A 16617-nucleotide genomic window follows, 5' to 3' on the forward strand; every position below is an offset into this window, starting at 1 on the left:
CCGCGGTCCTACCAGGGGGCGGACCACCCCGCAGACCACATCCGAAGGCCACACCCGCAGTCCACAGGGGGACCCGGCATGACCAGCAGTTACGGCACGTTCCTGAAGCCTCTCGGCGCCTCGGCGGCGCTCGTCGCCCTCGGGTGGGCCGCCTGGCGGTGGGCGGCGACCGGCATGCCGATGACCCCGCTGCCGGGGTCGCCGTGGCCCTACCTGGCCACCTGGGGCGCCCTGTGCCTGGCGGGCTGCCTGCTGATCCGCTGGGCGACCGCCCACGACGGGGCCGAGGGCATGGACTACGCCGTCGCCGTCCTCGGCTTCGCGGGCATCCGGCTCTCCCTTCGCCACCGGCCGGAGCTGACGTCGCTGTGGGCGTACGCCGCCCTCGCACTGGCGGCCGGGGCGGCGGTGGCGCTGCTGTGGCGCCGCTCCCGCCGGACCCGCCGCGCCTGACCCCGTACGCGGCGAGGCCCGCCCCGGCCGGGTGAAGGCCGGAGGCGGGCCGTTTCGCGAGCGCGGGCCGCTAGCCGCCCGCGCGGCGCCGGGGTCTAGCCGTCTGCGTCAGCGATGCCGTCAGTCCTTCCACGGGTCCTTCAGCGGCAGGACCCCGTAGGCGCGGAACCGGGTGTCCAGGTCCTTCAGCTCCCCGAGGCCCTTGGCTACGTTCTCCCACCCCAGGGCCGCCGCCGCCCTGGCCTCGTCCTCGGGCAGCGGCGAGGCGGCCAGGGAGGAAGCGGCCAGAACGCCCGCCATGCCACTGCGGGTGTGCTTCAGCGCGCTCGCCCACACCTCCTGGGCCGGCGCGTCGGGGATCTGCCGGTATGCCTCGGCGGCTCGGAGCGCCTCGGACAGGTACTGGAAGTCGATGACCGCGCGGCCCTGCTCGTGCAGGCCGTGGGAGATGCGCGCCTGCCGGACCAGCTCGTTGTACCGCTCGGAGCCGCCCTGCCCGTACCAGAGGACGACGAGCGCACTGGCCGGGGTCGGCTCGGGCGTGACAGTCGGCGTCGGCGTCTGGGTCCAGGACGCGCTCGGGCTCGGGCTCGCGCTCGGCGCGGCGGCTTCGGGTCCACCGGAACAGCCGATGAGCAGGACGGCACTGCCAGCGGTCAGTACGAGTGAGAGTGCGCGGGCCCGCATGTGTCCCCCTGAGTCGACCGGCCGGCCTTCAACTGGCCTTCCCATACGGTGCCTTACGACGGCCCTCCGGCCTAGCCGTCTGCGCAGCAATGGCGCTAGCCATACATGCGGCGCATCGCGTAGTCGACCATCTGCTCGACGGCCTTCGCGTCGAAGACCATCCGGTGGTCGCCCTCCATGTCGAGGACGAAGCCGTACCCGGTGGGCAGGAGGTCGATCACCTCGGCGCCGGTGATGACGAAGTACTTGGACTCCTTGCCGGCGTACCGGCGGAGCTCCTTGAGCGTGGTGAACATCGGGATCACCGGCTGCTGCGTGTTGTGCAGCGCGAGGAATCCCGGGGTCTCGCCGCGCGGGCAGTAGACCTTCGAGGTGGCGAAGATCTGCTGGAAGTCCTCGGCGGACAGGGAGCCTGTGGTGAAGGCCCGTACCGCGTCCGCGAGGGAGGGCGGGGACGGCTCGGGGTACAGCGGCTGCTGCGGCTGCTGCGCGTAGCCCTGCTGGGGCTGCGCGTAGCCCTGCTGGGCGCCCGGGTTCTGGTCGTAGCCGTACATGGCCGACAGCCTACCGATGCGGCGGCCCGCCGGTGCGTCGAGTTCTGGCCCGAAGGCCTTCAGCTCGGCGGCTAAGGGGGGCCAGGCGGTGGACGATGCCAGTCAGGCCGTCCGCGACTTCCGCTCCGAGCCCCACGGGGGCGGTGCTGTAGCTAGGCGGCCATGTTCAAGACGCCGCGCATGGTTGCCACTTCCGTAGTCCTCGGCTGCGGCCTCGATCATCTTCAGGGACACCTCGGGCGGCAGCGCGGCCGCACGGAGGCGGTTGTACGCATTCTGGTACTGCACCACCACGCCCGGGTCGTCGATCAGCTGGCCGCTGTACATGCTCTCCATGTACACGACCGGCGGGGCATCACTGAAGCTCATGAAGTGGGTCGACCCCGTCATGAAAGGGTGCACTCCGGCATTGCACGGCAGGATCTGCGGAATGTAGCGGCGGCGCCGGGCAACGGCGGCCACGTGGGCCAGTTGCTCCGCCATTGCCTCGTCCCCGCCAACCGGTTGCCGAAGGAGCGACTCGTGGAGGACGACCCAAGACGCGGGCCCATCGGCGTCCTCGTAGACCCATGCACGTTCACGCCGTCTAGCGACCGCCTGTGCGACACGCTCCTCATCCGCCAGAGGATGGGCGGCGTGAACGAGCTCCCTAATGTAGGGCTCCAGCTGCAAGGGCCCGGGGATGACCATAGGGGTCCACTCCTCGATCCCCTGCGCGCGTGATTCCAGTTCCAAGGCCTCCGTGAAGTACGACGCCACGACGCTGCTTCGTGCCTTCCGTACGTCCTCGCAGCGGCGCGCGAAGAACCCGTCGGTGTCCAGCACCCGGTCAACGTGCTGCGCCAGGTCCAGCGGTATCCGCCGGTTACCGCGCTCAATCTCGCTCAGGTAGCTGACCCCGTAATAGCTGCCTTCCACCACCTGCTGGAGCGTGCGGCCCGCATGCTCACGCCTCCAACGCAGCTCCTTGCCATAAAAGGCCGGCACGCTCGCTGAGCCGTCAATGTCCTTACGTGGGGCCACAATCGCCCGCCTTCCACACCTCGCACCGTGGAGCCCGAAACCCTTCCCACGGTACGCCGAGCCGCGCCAGCCTGTGAGCAGTTCGTCACAGCCGGTCCGCACAGGAAGGCCCCCCATGAGCGACCACGCCCACGACCGCGAGGCCCTCGAGGTCCTCACGCACCTCCGCGCCGCCCTCGCAGCGCACGGGATCACGCTCCCCTCCCTCGACCTGCACCTCCCCTCCTACGCCGGCAGCTACCACACCCCTCCCCTGATCGCCCTCGGCAACTGCAACCTCGCCACCGCGCAGCGACTGGCCACCGCCCTGGCGAGCCGGTGAGCACCCTCACCATCCGGCTGCTCGCCGTCCCCAAGGCCGTACCGATGCTCCGCTACGCCGTGCGCGAGCACCTCGGGACCGACGCGAGCCCCGACGCGGAGCTCTGCGTCAGCGAGCTGCTGAGCAACGTGATCGCCCACCTCGGCGAGGGCACGCCCGTCACCCTGCGCGTCACCGGAAGGGCAACCCGTACGCGGGTCGAGCTCACCGATCCCGACCCGCGCGTGTGGCCCGTACCGCGGCAGGCGACCGACGCCGAAGAGTCGGGCCGCGGGCTCGCCCTGCTCGACGCCGTGGCCCTGCGGTGGGGGGTCACCCAGGGGGCCCGGACCAAGACCGTCTGGTGCGAGCTTTGACCCTGGTCACAGTCGGCTCGGAAGGCTTGCCGTTATTACTCACGGGTAGCATCATGTTGTTACCAACTGGTATGTACGAGGAACCTGTCTTCCCGAGCCTTAACGGAGCCGTCGCCATGGGGCACTACAAGTCGAATCTCCGAGACATCGAGTTCAACCTCTTCGAGGTGCTCGGTCGCGACAAGCTGTACGGCACCGGCCCGTTCGGTGAGATGGACACCGAGACCGCCAAGAGCATCCTGTCCGAGCTCACCCGCCTCGCCGAGAACGAGCTGGCCGAGTCCTTCGCGGACGCCGACCGCAACCCGCCGGTCTTCGACCCGGCCACCAACACGGCGCCGGTCCCCGCCTCGTTCAAGAAGAGCTACGAGGCCTTCATGGACTCGGAGTACTGGCGTCTGGGCCTCCCGGAGGAGATCGGCGGCACCACCTCGCCCCGCTCCCTCATCTGGGGCTACGCGGAGCTGCTGCTCGGCTCGAACCCGGCCGTCTGGATGTACTCCTCCGGCCCGGCGTTCGCCGGCATCCTCTTCGAAGAGGGCAACGAGGCGCAGAAGAAGGTCGCCCAGATAGCGGTCGAGAAGCGCTGGGGCTCCACCATGGTCCTCACCGAGCCGGACGCCGGCTCGGACGTCGGCGCCGGCCGCACCAAGGCGATCCAGCAAGAGGACGGCTCCTGGCACATCGAGGGCGTGAAGCGCTTCATCACGTCCGGCGAGCACGACATGGAGGAGAACATCCTCCACTATGTCCTCGCCCGCCCCGAGGGCCACGGCCCGGGCACCAAGGGCCTGTCCCTCTTCCTCGTCCCGAAGTTCCACTTCGACTGGGAGACCGGCGAGCTGGGCGAGCGCAACGGCGTCTACGCGACGAACGTCGAGCACAAGATGGGCCTCAAGGCCTCCAACACGTGCGAGATGACCTTCGGCGACCAGCACCCCGCCAAGGGCTGGCTGATCGGCGACAAGCACGACGGCATCCGCCAGATGTTCATGATCATCGAGTTCGCCCGGATGATGGTCGGCACGAAGGCCATCGCCACCCTCTCCACCGGCTACCTGAACGCGCTGGAGTACGCCAAGGAGCGCGTGCAGGGCACGGACCTGGCGAACTTCATGGACAAGGCCGCGCCCAAGGTCACCATCACGCACCACCCCGACGTGCGCCGCTCGCTCATGACGCAGAAGGCGTACGCGGAGGGCATGCGCGCCCTGGTGCTGTACACCGCCTCCGTCCAGGACGAGATCCAGCTCAAGCAGGCCGCGGGCGAGGACGCCTCCGCCGAGATCGGCCTGAACGACCTGCTCCTGCCGATCGTGAAGGGCTACGGCTCCGAGAGGTCGTACGAGCAGCTCGCCCAGTCGCTGCAGACGTTCGGCGGTTCCGGTTACCTCCAGGAATACCCGATCGAGCAGTACATCCGGGACGCCAAGATCGACACCCTCTACGAGGGCACCACTGCGATCCAGGGCCAGGACTTCTTCTTCCGGAAGATCGTCCGCGACCAGGGCGCCTCCCTGAACGTCCTCTCCGAGACGATCAAGAAGTTCCTGGCCGAGGCCGTCGGTGGCGAGGAGCTGGCCCCGGCCCGCGACGCGCTCGCCAAGGCCGCGGTCGACCTGGAGGCCATCGTCGGTCAGATGATCGTGGACCTCACCGCCACCGGCGAGGACGTCAAGAACATCTACAAGGTCGGCCAGAACACCACCCGCCTGCTGATGGCGTCCGGTGACGTGGTCGTCGGTTACCTGCTGCTCAAGGGCGCGGCCGTGGCCGCCGAGAAGCTGGCGACCGCCTCCCCGAAGGACGTCCCCTTCTACACCGGCAAGATCGCCGCCGCGAAGTTCTTCGCGGCGCAGATCCTCCCGGGCGTCTCGGTCCAGCGCGCGCTGGCCGAGTCCGTCGACAACTCCCTGATGGAGCTCGACGAGGCCGCGTTCTAAGCTGCGCCGCTTCGGCAGTCACACGCCAGCGGCCGGACCCCCCGGGGTCCGGCCGCTGGCGTACGCGGCGCCCCGCCACCTTCCCCGCCGGCGGGACCCGGGCCGGCACGGGCTCGGGCCGGCACGGGCTCGGGCCGGCACGGGCTCCGCAGCCGGCACGGGCTCGGGCCGACCGGGAGCCGGACGGTCGCGAGCCGGGCGGTCGCGAGCCGGGCCGGGCCCCGCAGCCGGGCCCCGCAGCCGGGCCCCCGGCCTGCGGCTTTCCTCGTTGTCAGTCGGCCATGGGACGCTCTAGGCATGACTCCACAGGATCAGCACAGCAGCGGCAGGGGGTACTCCGTCCCCACCGGGCGGCCGTACGCCCTCAAGGAGCTGCAGGCGAGCCTGGGCAGCCTGGGCGACCACCTGCGCGAGCTGTACGACGGCTCCCACCCCGCCGAGTACGAGGGCATCGCCGACGCCCTCCACATCGCCTTCCGGACCGCCGCCGGCCTCGCTCCCGCCAAGAGCTACACCGGCTGCGCCGAGCACCCCAACGGCGCCCTCGACCCCGAAGCGCCCGACGGCTGGGGCCGCTGCCTGATCTGCAACGACCGCCGCCGGGTCGGCCAGCGCGCCCAGGGCGGCCGGGCGGCCGCCGCGGCCCCGCCGGCCGGGGAGCAGCGCCGGCTGGGCTACCCCGTGCCGGACCCCCCGTACACCCACGAGCTGCTGCGCGCGCACCTGCGTACGGTCGAGGACCGCCGCTTCCACCTGGGGATCTCCTCCCCCGCGGAGGACTTCGTACGCATCGCGGACGACCTGCACCGCGCGTTCATCGTGGCCCGCGAACTGTCCCGGCCGCGCAACGCCTCGGGCTGCTCCGAACACCCAGGCGCCCCCATCGATCCCGACGCGCCCCCCGGTGAGGCCTGTATCTTCTGCGCCGGACGCAAAAGGCGCGCGCAGCGCTCGGCGCAGACCCCCGAGATGCTCCCGCGCATCCGGCGGGGCGAGCGGCGGCAGCTGCACCGCAGATTCGAGCGTCCGCCGGGCTGAGAACGACGGGATCGCGGGCCACACTCCCCCACGCACCCTGACCTTTGGGCTATCCGCCGCAGTCCGGCCATGGCGAACACGACCGTCGTTAAGGTGAACCACATGAGCTCTCCCGCCCGCTTCGACCGCGGCCACACCGACGATCTGATGACCTTTTTGGCGGCTAGTCCGTCGCCGTACCACGCCGTGGCCAATGCGGCCGAGCGGCTGGAAAAGGCAGGCTTCAGGCAGTTGTCGGAAACGGACGCCTGGGACGCGGGAACCGGGGGCAAGTTCGTCCTCCGCGGCGGCGCGCTCATCGCCTGGTACGTGCCGGAGGGCGCGGTCGCGCACACCCCGTTCCGTATCGTCGGCGCGCACACCGACTCCCCCAACCTGCGGGTCAAGCCGCTTCCCGACACGGGCTCGCAGGGCTGGCGGCAGATCGCCGTCGAGATCTACGGCGGCACCCTGCTCAACACCTGGCTGGACCGGGACCTGGGCCTGGCCGGGCGGTTGACCCTGCGCGACGGCACCGAGCGCCTGGTGAACGTGGACCGCGCGCTGCTGCGCGTCCCCCAACTCGCCGTCCACCTCGACCGGTCGGTGAACACCGACGGGCTGAAGCTGGACAAGCAGCGGCACATGCAGCCGGTCTGGGGCCTGGGCGAGGTACAGGAGGGCGATCTGATCACCTTCCTGGAGGAGGAAGAGGGCCTGCCGCAGGGCTCGGTGGCCGGCTGGGACCTGATGGTGCACTCCATCGAGCCGCCCTCCTACCTGGGGCGTGACCGCGAGCTGGTGGCCGGCCCGCGGATGGACAACCTGATCTCGGTGCACGCGGGTGTCGCGGCGCTGGCCGCCGTCTCCGCCTCCGCCTCCGCCTCCGAGGGCCTGGACCACATCCCGGTGCTGGCGGCCTTCGACCACGAGGAGAACGGTTCGCAGTCGGACACCGGCGCGGACGGCCCGCTGCTGGGCAACGTGCTGGAACGTTCAGTCTTCGCGCGCGGGGGCTCGTACGAGGACCGGGCGCGGGCCTTCGCCGGCACGATCTGCCTGTCCTCGGACACCGGTCACGCCGTGCACCCCAACTACGCGGAGCGGCACGACCCCTCGCACCACCCGCGCGCCAACGGCGGCCCGATCCTGAAGGTCAACGTCAACCAGCGGTACGCGACGGACGGCACCGGGCGCGCGGTGTTCGCGGCCGCGTGCGAGCGGGCCGGCGTGCCGTGGCAGACCTTCGTCTCGAACAACTCGATGCCGTGCGGGACGACGATCGGCCCGATCACCGCCGCCCGGCACGGGATCCAGACCGTGGACATCGGCGTGGCGATCCTGTCGATGCACAGCGCCCGCGAGCTGTGCGGGGCGGATGACCCGTACCTGCTGGCGAACGCGCTGGTCGCCTTCCTGGAGGGCTGACCCGCCCGCGTCGCACCCCACGTCGGAACCGCTGTCTCCGACGTGGGGTGCGCCGCGAGGCGATCAGCCGAAGTAGGACTCAAGCGTGCCGCGACGCCGGATGTCGAGCGTCGCGCAGTGGAACGAGCCGCCGAACGGCGTGTAGTGCGTCAGGTCGCACGGGATCGGCTCGAACCCCCAGCCTTCGAGCGCGCGCAGCATGCCGGTGTGGTGCCGCTCCGCGATGACCCGCTTCTCGTCGACCATGAGAACGTTCATGCTGAGCCACTTGCCGCACATCGAGGTGACCTTGAGCAGGCGCTCGTCGATCGGGTCGGGCTCGGGGGCCACCAGGACGTCCCACGAGCTCATGATGTCCGGCAGCCGGTCGACGTCGATGTACTCGGGATTGACCAGCACCTTGCCCGGCGCGAGCGGGAGGAACGTCGTGTCGATGTGCATGGGCGTGCGGCAGCGGCTCTCGATCTCGTGGACGCGGTAGCCGGATCCCAGATGACGGCGCAGCCATTCGATGCCCGTGCGGTTGGTGACGTTGCTCCGGTTGACGAACAGGTCGCGTCCCGCGCGGACGAAATCCGCCGCGTCGAACACGGGCTCGAACTCGGTGAGGATGTAGCGCATGGGCTCGCCGTCCACGGGAACGGAGAAATCCGCGTCGAACAGCGCGTCCGTGAGCTGCGGCCGCGGCGCCGCCGTCCAGCGCGCGCCGCGCCGGAAGTAGTCCTTGAGGACCGAGCGATAGGCGTGCGTCTCGAAGTACCGGCACGGCCATGCCATCGGGGTCTCGATGATCTCGTCGCCGATCACGAGCATGCTGTCCCGCGGACAGGAGGAGCAGAATCCGCGCGACGACCAGTCGGGGGTGCCGAAGCGGTGCTGGTGATCGACGGCGTCCGGGCGCCTGACCGTGACGCCGAGGGACTCCAGGAGAGCGACGAACTGTTCGAGCTCCTCACGCGCCCGCTGGACCAGCACACGCGGATACCTGCTCCCGGCCGCCAGTCCCTGCAAACGCGCCCCCCAGGGCGGAATGTTGCAGGCCACGACCGGATGCCTGGAGGGGATCGTCGCGCCGTCGAGACGACCGACGATCACCTCCTCCAGCGGATCCCACTCGTTGTGGGAACTGACCGGCGAAACGAGAGGTTCCGCAGTGCCGGAACTCTGCACCACCGCCATGCCCAACCACTTTCGATCAAAGACCTCAGTGTCGTCGTACCGCAACCGCCACACTACTCAAAGTAGTCGCCCTAGGACGGGAGCCCGGCCAGGACGAGCGGGAGATGCGTCGCGCCCGTCGAGGTGAGGGTGACGGGGACACCCCAGTCCTGCTGGTGGACGTGGCAGGCCGGGTACTCGTTCGCCGGGTCGTCGTCGCAGGACGCCGCCATCGCCGAAACGTGCAGAACGCCCTCCAGGACCTCCGGGTTCAGCGCGAGACCGCGGGACAGGTCACTGCCCGCGCCCTCCCCCGCCAGGAGCAGCTCCGGCGGCGTCGAGGAGACCAGGAGGCGGGTCGAGGGGCCGTAGCGGTCGTCCAGCTTCTGCCCGCTCGGCGCCTGGAACACCACCTCCAGCCGGAGCGTGCCCGGGGCGACCTCGGTCGCGGCGCGCTGCGTCCGGTGCGCGACGGCGTCGACCCGGACCGCCTCCTCCGGCAGCCGCAGCCGGGTCAGCCGGTGCCGGGCGGACTCGACGACCACGATCTCGCTCCCGGCGAGCACCGCGTCGCTCGGCTCCCGCAGATCGGTGGCGAGGGTGGTGACCCGGCCCGTCGCCGGGTCGAAGCGGCGCAGGGCGTGGTTGTACGTGTCGCACACCGCGACGGAGCCGTCCGGCAGCGCGGTCACCCCCAGCGGGTGCTGGAGCAGCGCCTGGGCGGCGTCGCCGTCCCGGTGCCCGAAGTCGAACAGGCCGGTCCCGACGGCGGTCGTGACGACGTACCCGTCGGGCGTGGCCTCCACGTACCGCAGGGCGCTGGTCTCCGAATCGGCGACCCACAGCCGCTCCTCGGTGGCCGCGAGCCCGGACGGCTGCGCGAACCAGGCCTCGGCGGCGGGCCCGTCCACCAGCCCCTCGTTGGTCGTGCCGGCGGCGACCTCCACGGTCCGCGTCTGCGGATCCCACGTCCACAGCTGGTGCACGCCGGCCATGGCGATCCACACCTTGCCCTGCCACCACGCCACGTCCCACGGCGAGGACAGGTCCACCTCCAGCGCCGGCCCGGAGGTCGCCGAGCCCTGCCACCACTGCCGTCCGGTCCCGGCGACGGTCTCGACCTCTCCGGTGACGGGGTCGAACCGCCGCAGCGCGTGGTTCACGGTGTCGGCGACGACGACCGTCCCGTCGTCCATCAGCGCCAGCCCCTGCGGCTCGCTGAAGCTGCCGGCGGTGAACCCGCGCTCGCCGCTGCCGATCCGGCGTACGACGCTCTCCCCGTCGGCGGCCAGCTCCACCAGCTGGTGCCGCGTCGAATCCGACACCAGGAAGTTCCCGGACGGCAGCAGGAGCGCCTTCCCGGGGAACCGCAGATCGGTCGCCACCGGCTCGGGCGCCACGTACGGCCCGTCCCCGCGCCGCAGGGTGCCCTTGGCCTCGTGCTCGGCCTCCAGCTCCTCGACGAGCCGCGCGATGGCGTGCGCGTGCCCCTCACCGGCGTGCTGCGCGACGATGTACCCCTCGGGGTCGATCACGACGAGCGTGGGCCAGGCCCGCACGGCGTACTGCTTCCAGGTCGCCAGCTCGGGATCGTCCAGCACCGGGTGGTGCACCTCGTACCGCTCGACGGCATCGACGACGGCGGCGTGCTCGGCCTCGTGGACGAACTTCGGCGAGTGCACACCGATGATCACCACGGTGTCGCGGTGCTTCTCCTCCAGCTCACGCAGCTCGTCGAGGACGTGCAGGCAGTTGATGCAGCAGAAGGTCCAAAAATCCAAGATCACAATCCGCCCTCGCAGGTCAGCGAGGGTGTACGGCTTACCACCGGTGTTCAGCCAGCCCCCCTTGCCGATCAGCTCGGGGGCACGGACACGGGCACGTCGGGGTGCGGACGCGGCAGAATTCATGGCTCAAGGGTGCCACCCCCGGGCATATGCACCCGTGCGGGTGACGACGGGGTGCGGGCCCCCGTGGGAATCTGGCCACAGGCAATGAAGGAGGCGTCCGGAATGACCACCGCGCACGATTACGGCGAGGGCATCGACCCTGAGCGGGCGCTGAAGTACGTCATCCAGCACCACCTCGGGGACCGCACCGAGATCGTCGAAGGGGTCATCAGCAACGTGACGCCGAGCTGGGACCACGAAAACGCAGCTGAAGAGATCCGCGATCAGATCCGACCGCGGGTCAAGGAGCTGGACTGCGTCACCGGGTCGGGCAACCTGGACCTTCCAGGGTCGCCGAATTGGTACGTCCCCGACCTCGCCGTCGCTCCCAAGGCGCTGGCGAAGGGCGGCGGCGCTCTCCTTCCGGACCAGGTGCTGCTCGTCGTCGAGGTCACCTCGGAGTCCAATTGCGAGACCGACCGGGTCGTCAAGCGCAAGCGGTACGCCGAGTACGGCACACCGCTGTACCTCCTCGTCGACCGGCTGGACAAGACCGTCACGCTGTTCTCCGAGCCCGGGCGGCTCGGCTACACCGAGGTAGACGGGCCGCACCCCTTCGGGACGCCGGTGCGGCTGCCGGAGCCGTTCGGGATCGACCTGGACACCAGCGCGCTCTAGGGCGGCGGCGACGCCAGGTCGATCCCCCAGGTTCCGCGGATGAGATCGTGGCCGCTCTCGGTGACGTTCAGGCCCCGCCCGGAGCGGTGCCGCACCACCCACCCGGCCTCAAGGAACCGGCTGCCGACTACCGCGCCCAGGGCACCGGCCAGATGCGCTCGTCGTTCCGTCCAGTCCAGGCACGCCCGGGTGGTGGCGCGGCGCGCCTGGATCGCGCCGTCGACATCCACCCCGATCCCACGCAGCCCGTCAGCGCCGGCGTCGGTCAGCGAGAGCGACTCGCGGTCGGCCAGCCATCCCCGGCGGGTCCAGGCATCCGTCAGCGCGATGCCGAGCCGCCCGGCGATGTGGTCGTAGCAGAACCGCGCCGAGGCCAGGTTCCGCATCTGACGGCTTCGCCGATACCCCACGACGGGCGCCGGGTCGGCCAGGACGCCGAGCGCTTCCAGGGCCGTGGCGACCTCCGGGCCGGCGAGCGAGTAGTAGCGGCGCCGCCCGCGCGCCTCGCACGTCACCAGACCGGCATCGACGAGCACCGCCAAGTGCTCCGACGCCGTCGAGGCGCTCACCCCGGCCCCCTGGGCCAGCTCGCCGGCCGGCCGCCTGGTGCCGTCCATGAGCAGGTTCAGGAACACCGAACGCGCGGGTGCGGCAAGCGCCTTGCCCGCTCTCGTGAAGTCCCGGTCCCTGTCCCTGTCCCGGTCCCTGTTCATGGAGGTGACGATACGACGACGACACTTCGGCCGGTGCCGAAGCGTCCCAGACCTACGGTTCGAGCATGAACACGCACGCCTACCGCACGCGTCTGCACTGGGACGGCTCCACCGCCGGCGGGATCCGCGCCTACTCGCGCGACCACACCGCCGTCGCCACGCCGGCCACCGCGCAGGTCGAGCTGAGCGCGGACCCGGCCTTCCGCGGCAACCCCGACCGGCTCAACCCCGAACAACTCGTGGTCATGGCCGCCTCGTCCTGCCAGATGCTGTCGTTCCTCGGCGCCGCCGCCCGCGCCGGAGTGGACGTGCTCGCCTACGACGACGAGGCCACCAGCCACCTCGACCTGACCGCCGAGCCCGCCCGCCTGGCGGCGATCCACCTGCGCGTGACCGTCAGGACCGCCGCCGGGACCGACGAGAGCAAGGTCCAGGAAATCGCCGTGCGGGCCCACCACGCGTGCTACGTCGCCAACAGCCTGTCGGTCCCGGTCGAGGTCTCCACGACCGTGGTGACCTCGTGACCGCCCACCCGCAAGACCCCCGCCCGCAAGACCTTGAGGTCCACTTGCCGAACCGGCCCGGCGCGCTGGCCGACCTCGGCCAGGCGCTCGGCGGCCATGGGGTGAGCCTGGAAGGCGGTGGTGTGTTCACCCACGACGGGCATGCCGTCGCGCACTACCTGGTCGACGACGGCCCCGCCGCCCTGGCCGCTGTCAACGCCGCGGGGCTCGGCCCCGCCGTCGTGCGTGACGTCGCCATGACCCGGCTGGACCAGGAGACACCCGGACAGCTCGGCGCGCTGGCCCGCCTGCTCGGCGACGCCGGTGTCAACGTCCTGATTCAGTACAGCGATCACGGCGGCAACCTCGTCCTGCTCGTGTCGGACGAGCACACCGCCGTGTGCCGCGACGTCGTCGAACGATGGGAGCGGGGCTGATGGTGAGCCCGAGCTCGGGAGGTACGGCTCAGTCGAAGAGGGCGCTCAGGCGGGGTAGGCGGGCCGAGGTTTCGGCGGTGTCGTCGAAGTCGAAGTCCCAGGCGGGGTCCAGGGGCGGATAGCTGATCGTGAAGGAGTCGGCGGGGAGTTCGCGGCCCGTGGCGGCCTCGTAGGCCGTCCAGGCGATCGAGAGGGCCGCCTCGTCCCACAGCTCCACCCCCTCGGACGCCGCCTCGCGGACCGAGGGGTGATCCGCGAGGGAGTCGGGGTCGGCCAGGGCGGCGGTGAAGGCCGCCTCGCCCTGCGTGAGGAGCCAGCCGCGGAAGTAGTCGAAGCCGTCGTCGGAGCAGCCGCCGTTGATCACGTAGGCCGCGGCCCAGAGCGGGGCGCGGTAGGACTCCGCCAGCAGGTCCCACACCACCTGCTGGGCGGCGGCTATCTCCTCCGCCGGCCGCAGCGCCAGCAGGTGCGCCGCCCGCGCCGCCACCTCATCCGGCGCCGCGTCCGCGCGGGCCGACTCGATCAGCTTCCACAAGGTCTGCTTGTCCATGGGGAGTGAGCCTGGCACCCCGGTCTGACATCAGTCCTTCAGGAAAGTGTGGAGGGAATGCGCGAGGGATGTGATGAACCTGTCCCGGACCTCCGGCGCGACCAGGTCCAGCGACAGGTACGGGTTCAGGTCCTCCAGCTCGACCAGCAGCAGCTCGCCCGACGGCGCCCGGCAGGCGTCCACGCGCTGGATGCCGTGCGAGAGCGTGTTCCACCCGATGAAGGCCCGGGCGAAGTCCAGGTCCGCCGGGGTGGGCTCGTACGGCGCCAGCTCCCAGCGGCGGGCCGGGTCCGGGGCGTGGAGCGCGTACTGGAAGGCGTCGTCGACGAAGTAGAAGGACACCTCGTACGTGAAGTCGATGCGCGGCTGGATCAGGAACTCCCCCGCCGGAACGTCCGGGTGCGCGGTGAAGGCGAGGCCGATGGAGTCCGCGCCCTGCTTGGGCTTGACGGCGTACGAGGGGACGTCCGGCAGGAGGTCCAGTCGGGCGGGGTCGTCGACCGTCGGGATCACCGGGTAGCCGGCCGCCGTCAGGTCCAGGAGGTACTGCTTGCCCGCCATGTCGGCGCGGCCCGTGAGGGGGTTGTAGACGCGGCTCCCGGCGGCGAGCGCGGCCGCGCGGAACGCGTCGTAGGCCTCCTGGTAGTGCAGGACCGGGCCGCTGTTGCGGACGACGACGGCGTCGAAGCCGAGCGGCAGGAGGGCCTCCGCGTCCTTGGGGTGACACAGGGCGAGGTCGAAGTGCTCACGCAGCCGGGACGTGAGGAATATGTCCTCGTCGCAGTAGCGGCGGCCGCGCGCCGGGTAGGCCAGGTCGGTCACGTAGAGAAGGGGCATGTCCGCAACCTAGTACGAGGACCGCCTTGGCTGAGGACCGCCGAGGACCGGCCTGGGCTAACGGCCGAAGCGGCGGTCCTTCAGCGCCGGGAACTGTTCCCGGGTCTCGGCGACCATCGCCGGGTCCAGCTCCACCGTGAGGACGTCCTCGCCCGCCCCCGCCTCCGCCAGGACCTCGCCCCACGGGTCCACCACCAGGCTGTGACCGGCCTGCTCGACGCCCGCATGCGTACCGGCCAGCCCGCAGGACAGGACGTACGACTGGTCCTCCACCGCGCGCGCCCGGCTGAGCAGGGTCCAGTGGGAGCGGCGCCGGGCCGGCCAGCCCGCGGCGACCACCATCGTGGTGGCCCCGGCGTCCACCAGGCCGCGGAACAGCTCCGGGAAGCGGAGGTCGTAGCAGGTCGCCAGGCCCAGGGTCTGCTCCGGCAGGGCCACCGTGGTCAGGGTATCGCCGGCGGACATCAGCACCGCCTCGCCCTGGTCGAAGCCGAAGCGGTGGATCTTGCGGTAGGTCGCGGCCAGCTCTCCCGCCGGGGAGAGGACGAGGGCGGTGTTGTAGAGGGAGCCGTCGCCCGCGCGCTCCACGAACGAGCCCGCGTGCAGCCACACCCCGGCGTCGCGCGCGGCGGCGGCCATCTGCTGGTAGGTCGGGCCGTCCAGCGGTTCGGCCTCGGTCTCGAACTGCTCGTAGGCGAAGGCGCCCACCGTCCACAGTTCGGGCAGCACGACCAGGTCGGAGGCGGACTGCTCCCGTACGAGATCGGCGGCCCGGGCCCGCCGGGAGGCCACCGACTCCCCTTCATTCACCGCGATTTGGATCAGAGAGGCGCGCACACTACCACCGTCCTGGCATGAGAACCGTCAACTCGGGCCTACGATCGTCACACGAAAGCACTGCCGGGGTGCTCACCGGCAGCGTAGTTTTGGGCATAGTCCACAACGCGCCACTGAACAGCACGCGAGGGGTCCCGTTGACCGTCCATCCCAGCCTTCAGCCCTACGCCGACGCGTGGACCCATTCCATCGAGGCGATATCCGAGCTGGTCCTCCCCCTCACCGAGGGCGAGTGGAACCGGGCCACCCCGTGCCCCGGCTGGTCGGTCCGTGACGTGGTGTCACACATCATCGGCCTTGAGTGCGAGCAGCTCGGGGACCCGCGGCCGATCCACACGCTGCCGCGCGATCTGCGGCACGTGGTGGACGAGTTCACCCGGTACATGGAAGTGCAGGTTGACGTCCGCCGGCACCACACGGCGCCGGAGATGACCTCCGAGCTGGAGTACACCGTCATCCGGCGTGCGCGGCAGCTGCGGAACGAGAAGCGGGATCCCGCCACGCTGGTGCGGGCGCCGCTCGGCGGGCAGGTGACCCTGGAGCACGCGCTGCGGCTGCGGGCGTGGGACGTGTGGCTCCACGAGCAGGATCTGCGGGCCGCGCTGGGCGCGCCGGGGAACTGGGACTCGCCGGGGGCGTTCGTCGTGCGGGACATGCTGCTGGAAATGCTGCCGATGGTCGTCGCGAAGCGGGCGGGCGCCCCGGCCAACTCGGCGGTCGTGGTGGACGTGCACGGGCCGGTGGAGTTCATGCGGACGGTACGGGTGAACGCGGAGGGGCGCGGGACGGTGGACTCGGCGCCCTCGCTGGGCCCGGCGGTGACGCTGACCCTGGATTGGGAGACGTACGTCCGGCTGGCGGCGGGGCGGGTGCGTCCGCGTGCCGTCGCCGACCGGGTGAAGCTGGAGGGCGACACCGCCCTGGGGGACGCCATCCTGGCGCACTTCACCGTGACCCCGTAGCGGCCACTGCCCCGGCCGGGGCCGCTCCCCGGGCCGCTCTGGCCTCGCCGGCAACTCCAGCCTCGCCGGCGTTTGAGGCGCGGGTCCGGGCGGAGCCCGGTGCCCGGCAGATCCAGCCTCGCCGGCGCTTGAGGCGCGGGTCCGGGCGGAGCCCGGTGCCCGGCGGAGCCGGGTTTCGGGGGGGGGGGGGGGCCCCCCCCCCCCCGGCCCCCCGCCCCCCGCCGCCGGGGGGGGGAGGGGCGGCGCGCCCCGCCGGCCGGCGCGCGCGCG

Annotated in this window: 19 protein-coding genes; 10 read left to right on the forward strand and 9 right to left on the reverse strand. The window is 71.2% G+C overall.

The genetic code is table 11. The annotated features are described in order from the left end of the window. The first annotated feature begins 78 nt into the window (after positions 1 to 78). Positions 79 to 453, forward strand: a complete 375-nt coding sequence (locus tag MTF65_RS14650) for a hypothetical protein (protein WP_243629130.1) — start codon at positions 79 to 81, stop codon at positions 451 to 453. A gap of 120 nt (positions 454 to 573) precedes the next feature. Here the strand turns inward: MTF65_RS14650 and MTF65_RS14655 are convergent, their stop codons facing one another. The 3 genes from MTF65_RS14655 to MTF65_RS14665 form a co-directional block, all read right to left on the reverse strand. Continuing rightward, positions 574 to 1140 carry a hypothetical protein gene (locus MTF65_RS14655; protein WP_243629131.1) on the reverse strand — a complete coding sequence of 189 codons (567 nt, stop codon included), beginning with the start codon at positions 1138 to 1140 and terminating at the stop codon, positions 574 to 576. Positions 1141 to 1235: 95 nt separating this feature from the next. After that, positions 1236 to 1694, reverse strand: coding sequence for an SseB family protein (locus MTF65_RS14660; RefSeq protein ID WP_243629132.1), 459 nt, complete (start codon positions 1692 to 1694; stop codon positions 1236 to 1238). A 102-nt stretch (positions 1695 to 1796) separates the two neighbouring features. After that, complete coding sequence (locus MTF65_RS14665; RefSeq protein ID WP_243629133.1) at positions 1797 to 2717, reverse strand: helix-turn-helix transcriptional regulator; 921 nt, start codon at positions 2715 to 2717, stop codon at positions 1797 to 1799. Between the two features lie 115 nt (positions 2718 to 2832). On the opposite strand from MTF65_RS14665, the gene MTF65_RS14670 reads away from it, so the two are divergent. The 5 genes from MTF65_RS14670 (at position 2833) to MTF65_RS14690 (ending at position 7783) form a co-directional block, all read left to right on the forward strand. After that, positions 2833 to 3039 carry a hypothetical protein gene (locus MTF65_RS14670; protein ID WP_243629134.1) on the forward strand — a complete coding sequence of 69 codons (207 nt, stop codon included), beginning with the start codon at positions 2833 to 2835 and terminating at the stop codon, positions 3037 to 3039. Then, entirely contained in the window at positions 3036 to 3395 is a 360-nt protein-coding gene (locus tag MTF65_RS14675; protein ID WP_243629135.1) for an ATP-binding protein, read from the forward strand. Before MTF65_RS14670 ends, MTF65_RS14675 begins: the two co-directional genes overlap by 4 nt. A gap of 116 nt (positions 3396 to 3511) precedes the next feature. Further along, positions 3512 to 5338, forward strand: coding sequence for an acyl-CoA dehydrogenase (locus MTF65_RS14680; protein WP_243629136.1), 1827 nt, complete (start codon positions 3512 to 3514; stop codon positions 5336 to 5338). A 297-nt stretch (positions 5339 to 5635) separates the two neighbouring features. Continuing rightward, complete coding sequence (locus MTF65_RS14685; RefSeq protein WP_243629137.1) at positions 5636 to 6376, forward strand: hypothetical protein; 741 nt, start codon at positions 5636 to 5638, stop codon at positions 6374 to 6376. A 102-nt stretch (positions 6377 to 6478) separates the two neighbouring features. Then, positions 6479 to 7783 carry a M18 family aminopeptidase gene (locus MTF65_RS14690; protein ID WP_243629138.1) on the forward strand — a complete coding sequence of 435 codons (1305 nt, stop codon included), beginning with the start codon at positions 6479 to 6481 and terminating at the stop codon, positions 7781 to 7783. A 63-nt stretch (positions 7784 to 7846) separates the two neighbouring features. On the opposite strand, the gene MTF65_RS14695 is transcribed toward MTF65_RS14690, so the two are convergent. Next, the gene (locus tag MTF65_RS14695) at positions 7847 to 8962 is read right to left on the reverse strand and encodes an amidinotransferase (protein ID WP_243629405.1); all 1116 of its coding nucleotides are present in this window, start codon (positions 8960 to 8962) and stop codon (positions 7847 to 7849) included. A gap of 71 nt (positions 8963 to 9033) precedes the next feature. Further along, positions 9034 to 10851 carry an NHL domain-containing thioredoxin family protein gene (locus tag MTF65_RS14700; RefSeq protein ID WP_243629139.1) on the reverse strand — a complete coding sequence of 606 codons (1818 nt, stop codon included), beginning with the start codon at positions 10849 to 10851 and terminating at the stop codon, positions 9034 to 9036. A gap of 102 nt (positions 10852 to 10953) precedes the next feature. Here MTF65_RS14700 and MTF65_RS14705 point away from each other — a divergent pair, with 102 nt between their 5' ends. Then, positions 10954 to 11508: a Uma2 family endonuclease gene (locus MTF65_RS14705; RefSeq protein ID WP_243629140.1), complete on the forward strand. Its 555-nt coding sequence runs from the start codon at positions 10954 to 10956 to the stop codon at positions 11506 to 11508. Here the strand turns inward: MTF65_RS14705 and MTF65_RS14710 are convergent. Continuing rightward, the gene (locus MTF65_RS14710; RefSeq protein ID WP_243629141.1) at positions 11505 to 12221 is read right to left on the reverse strand and encodes a helix-turn-helix transcriptional regulator; all 717 of its coding nucleotides are present in this window, start codon (positions 12219 to 12221) and stop codon (positions 11505 to 11507) included. The two genes, MTF65_RS14705 and MTF65_RS14710, sit on opposite strands and share 4 nt — an antisense overlap. Before the next feature lie 65 nt (positions 12222 to 12286). Between MTF65_RS14710 and MTF65_RS14715 the strand changes: the two genes are divergently transcribed. Beyond that, on the forward strand, positions 12287 to 12745 hold the full coding sequence (locus MTF65_RS14715; RefSeq protein WP_243629142.1) for an OsmC family protein: 459 nt from the start codon (positions 12287 to 12289) through the stop codon (positions 12743 to 12745). A 44-nt stretch (positions 12746 to 12789) separates the two neighbouring features. Beyond that, positions 12790 to 13161 (forward strand): hypothetical protein, encoded by a 372-nt coding sequence (locus MTF65_RS14720; RefSeq protein ID WP_243629143.1) that lies wholly within the window; start codon positions 12790 to 12792, stop codon positions 13159 to 13161. A gap of 28 nt (positions 13162 to 13189) precedes the next feature. Here the strand turns inward: MTF65_RS14720 and MTF65_RS14725 are convergent, their stop codons facing one another. From MTF65_RS14725 to MTF65_RS14735, 3 genes are read right to left on the reverse strand one after another with little or no spacing between them, the layout of a single operon-like run. Further along, positions 13190 to 13711 carry a DUF4240 domain-containing protein gene (locus MTF65_RS14725; protein ID WP_243629144.1) on the reverse strand — a complete coding sequence of 174 codons (522 nt, stop codon included), beginning with the start codon at positions 13709 to 13711 and terminating at the stop codon, positions 13190 to 13192. Positions 13712 to 13741: 30 nt separating this feature from the next. Further along, positions 13742 to 14548 (reverse strand): hypothetical protein, encoded by an 807-nt coding sequence (locus MTF65_RS14730; protein ID WP_243629145.1) that lies wholly within the window; start codon positions 14546 to 14548, stop codon positions 13742 to 13744. A gap of 57 nt (positions 14549 to 14605) precedes the next feature. After that, positions 14606 to 15385: a carbon-nitrogen family hydrolase gene (locus MTF65_RS14735; protein WP_243629146.1), complete on the reverse strand. Its 780-nt coding sequence runs from the start codon at positions 15383 to 15385 to the stop codon at positions 14606 to 14608. Between the two features lie 137 nt (positions 15386 to 15522). On the opposite strand from MTF65_RS14735, the gene MTF65_RS14740 reads away from it, so the two are divergent. Further along, positions 15523 to 16347, forward strand: a complete 825-nt coding sequence (locus MTF65_RS14740) for a maleylpyruvate isomerase family mycothiol-dependent enzyme (RefSeq protein WP_243629147.1) — start codon at positions 15523 to 15525, stop codon at positions 16345 to 16347. Positions 16348 to 16617: the final 270 nt, after the last annotated feature.

It is taken from the genome of Streptomyces sp. APSN-46.1 (genome assembly GCF_022815725.1).
GTDB lineage: Bacteria > Actinomycetota > Actinomycetes > Streptomycetales > Streptomycetaceae > Streptomyces.

Coding starts and splice junctions, on each gene's coding strand:
- MTF65_RS14680 (WP_243629136.1), top strand. CDS start 3,512: ATGGGGCACTACAAGTCGAATCTCCGAGACATCGAGTTCAACCTCTTC.
- MTF65_RS14650 (WP_243629130.1), top strand. CDS start 79: ATGACCAGCAGTTACGGCACGTTCCTGAAGCCTCTCGGCGCCTCGGCG.
- MTF65_RS14655 (WP_243629131.1), bottom strand. CDS start 1,140: ATGCGGGCCCGCGCACTCTCACTCGTACTGACCGCTGGCAGTGCCGTC.
- MTF65_RS14660 (WP_243629132.1), bottom strand. CDS start 1,694: ATGTACGGCTACGACCAGAACCCGGGCGCCCAGCAGGGCTACGCGCAG.
- MTF65_RS14715 (WP_243629142.1), top strand. CDS start 12,287: ATGAACACGCACGCCTACCGCACGCGTCTGCACTGGGACGGCTCCACC.
- MTF65_RS14705 (WP_243629140.1), top strand. CDS start 10,954: ATGACCACCGCGCACGATTACGGCGAGGGCATCGACCCTGAGCGGGCG.
- MTF65_RS14670 (WP_243629134.1), top strand. CDS start 2,833: ATGAGCGACCACGCCCACGACCGCGAGGCCCTCGAGGTCCTCACGCAC.
- MTF65_RS14725 (WP_243629144.1), bottom strand. CDS start 13,711: ATGGACAAGCAGACCTTGTGGAAGCTGATCGAGTCGGCCCGCGCGGAC.
- MTF65_RS14730 (WP_243629145.1), bottom strand. CDS start 14,548: ATGCCCCTTCTCTACGTGACCGACCTGGCCTACCCGGCGCGCGGCCGC.
- MTF65_RS14700 (WP_243629139.1), bottom strand. CDS start 10,851: ATGAATTCTGCCGCGTCCGCACCCCGACGTGCCCGTGTCCGTGCCCCC.
- MTF65_RS14690 (WP_243629138.1), top strand. CDS start 6,479: ATGAGCTCTCCCGCCCGCTTCGACCGCGGCCACACCGACGATCTGATG.
- MTF65_RS14685 (WP_243629137.1), top strand. CDS start 5,636: ATGACTCCACAGGATCAGCACAGCAGCGGCAGGGGGTACTCCGTCCCC.
- MTF65_RS14695 (WP_243629405.1), bottom strand. CDS start 8,962: ATGGCGGTGGTGCAGAGTTCCGGCACTGCGGAACCTCTCGTTTCGCCG.
- MTF65_RS14710 (WP_243629141.1), bottom strand. CDS start 12,221: ATGAACAGGGACCGGGACAGGGACAGGGACCGGGACTTCACGAGAGCG.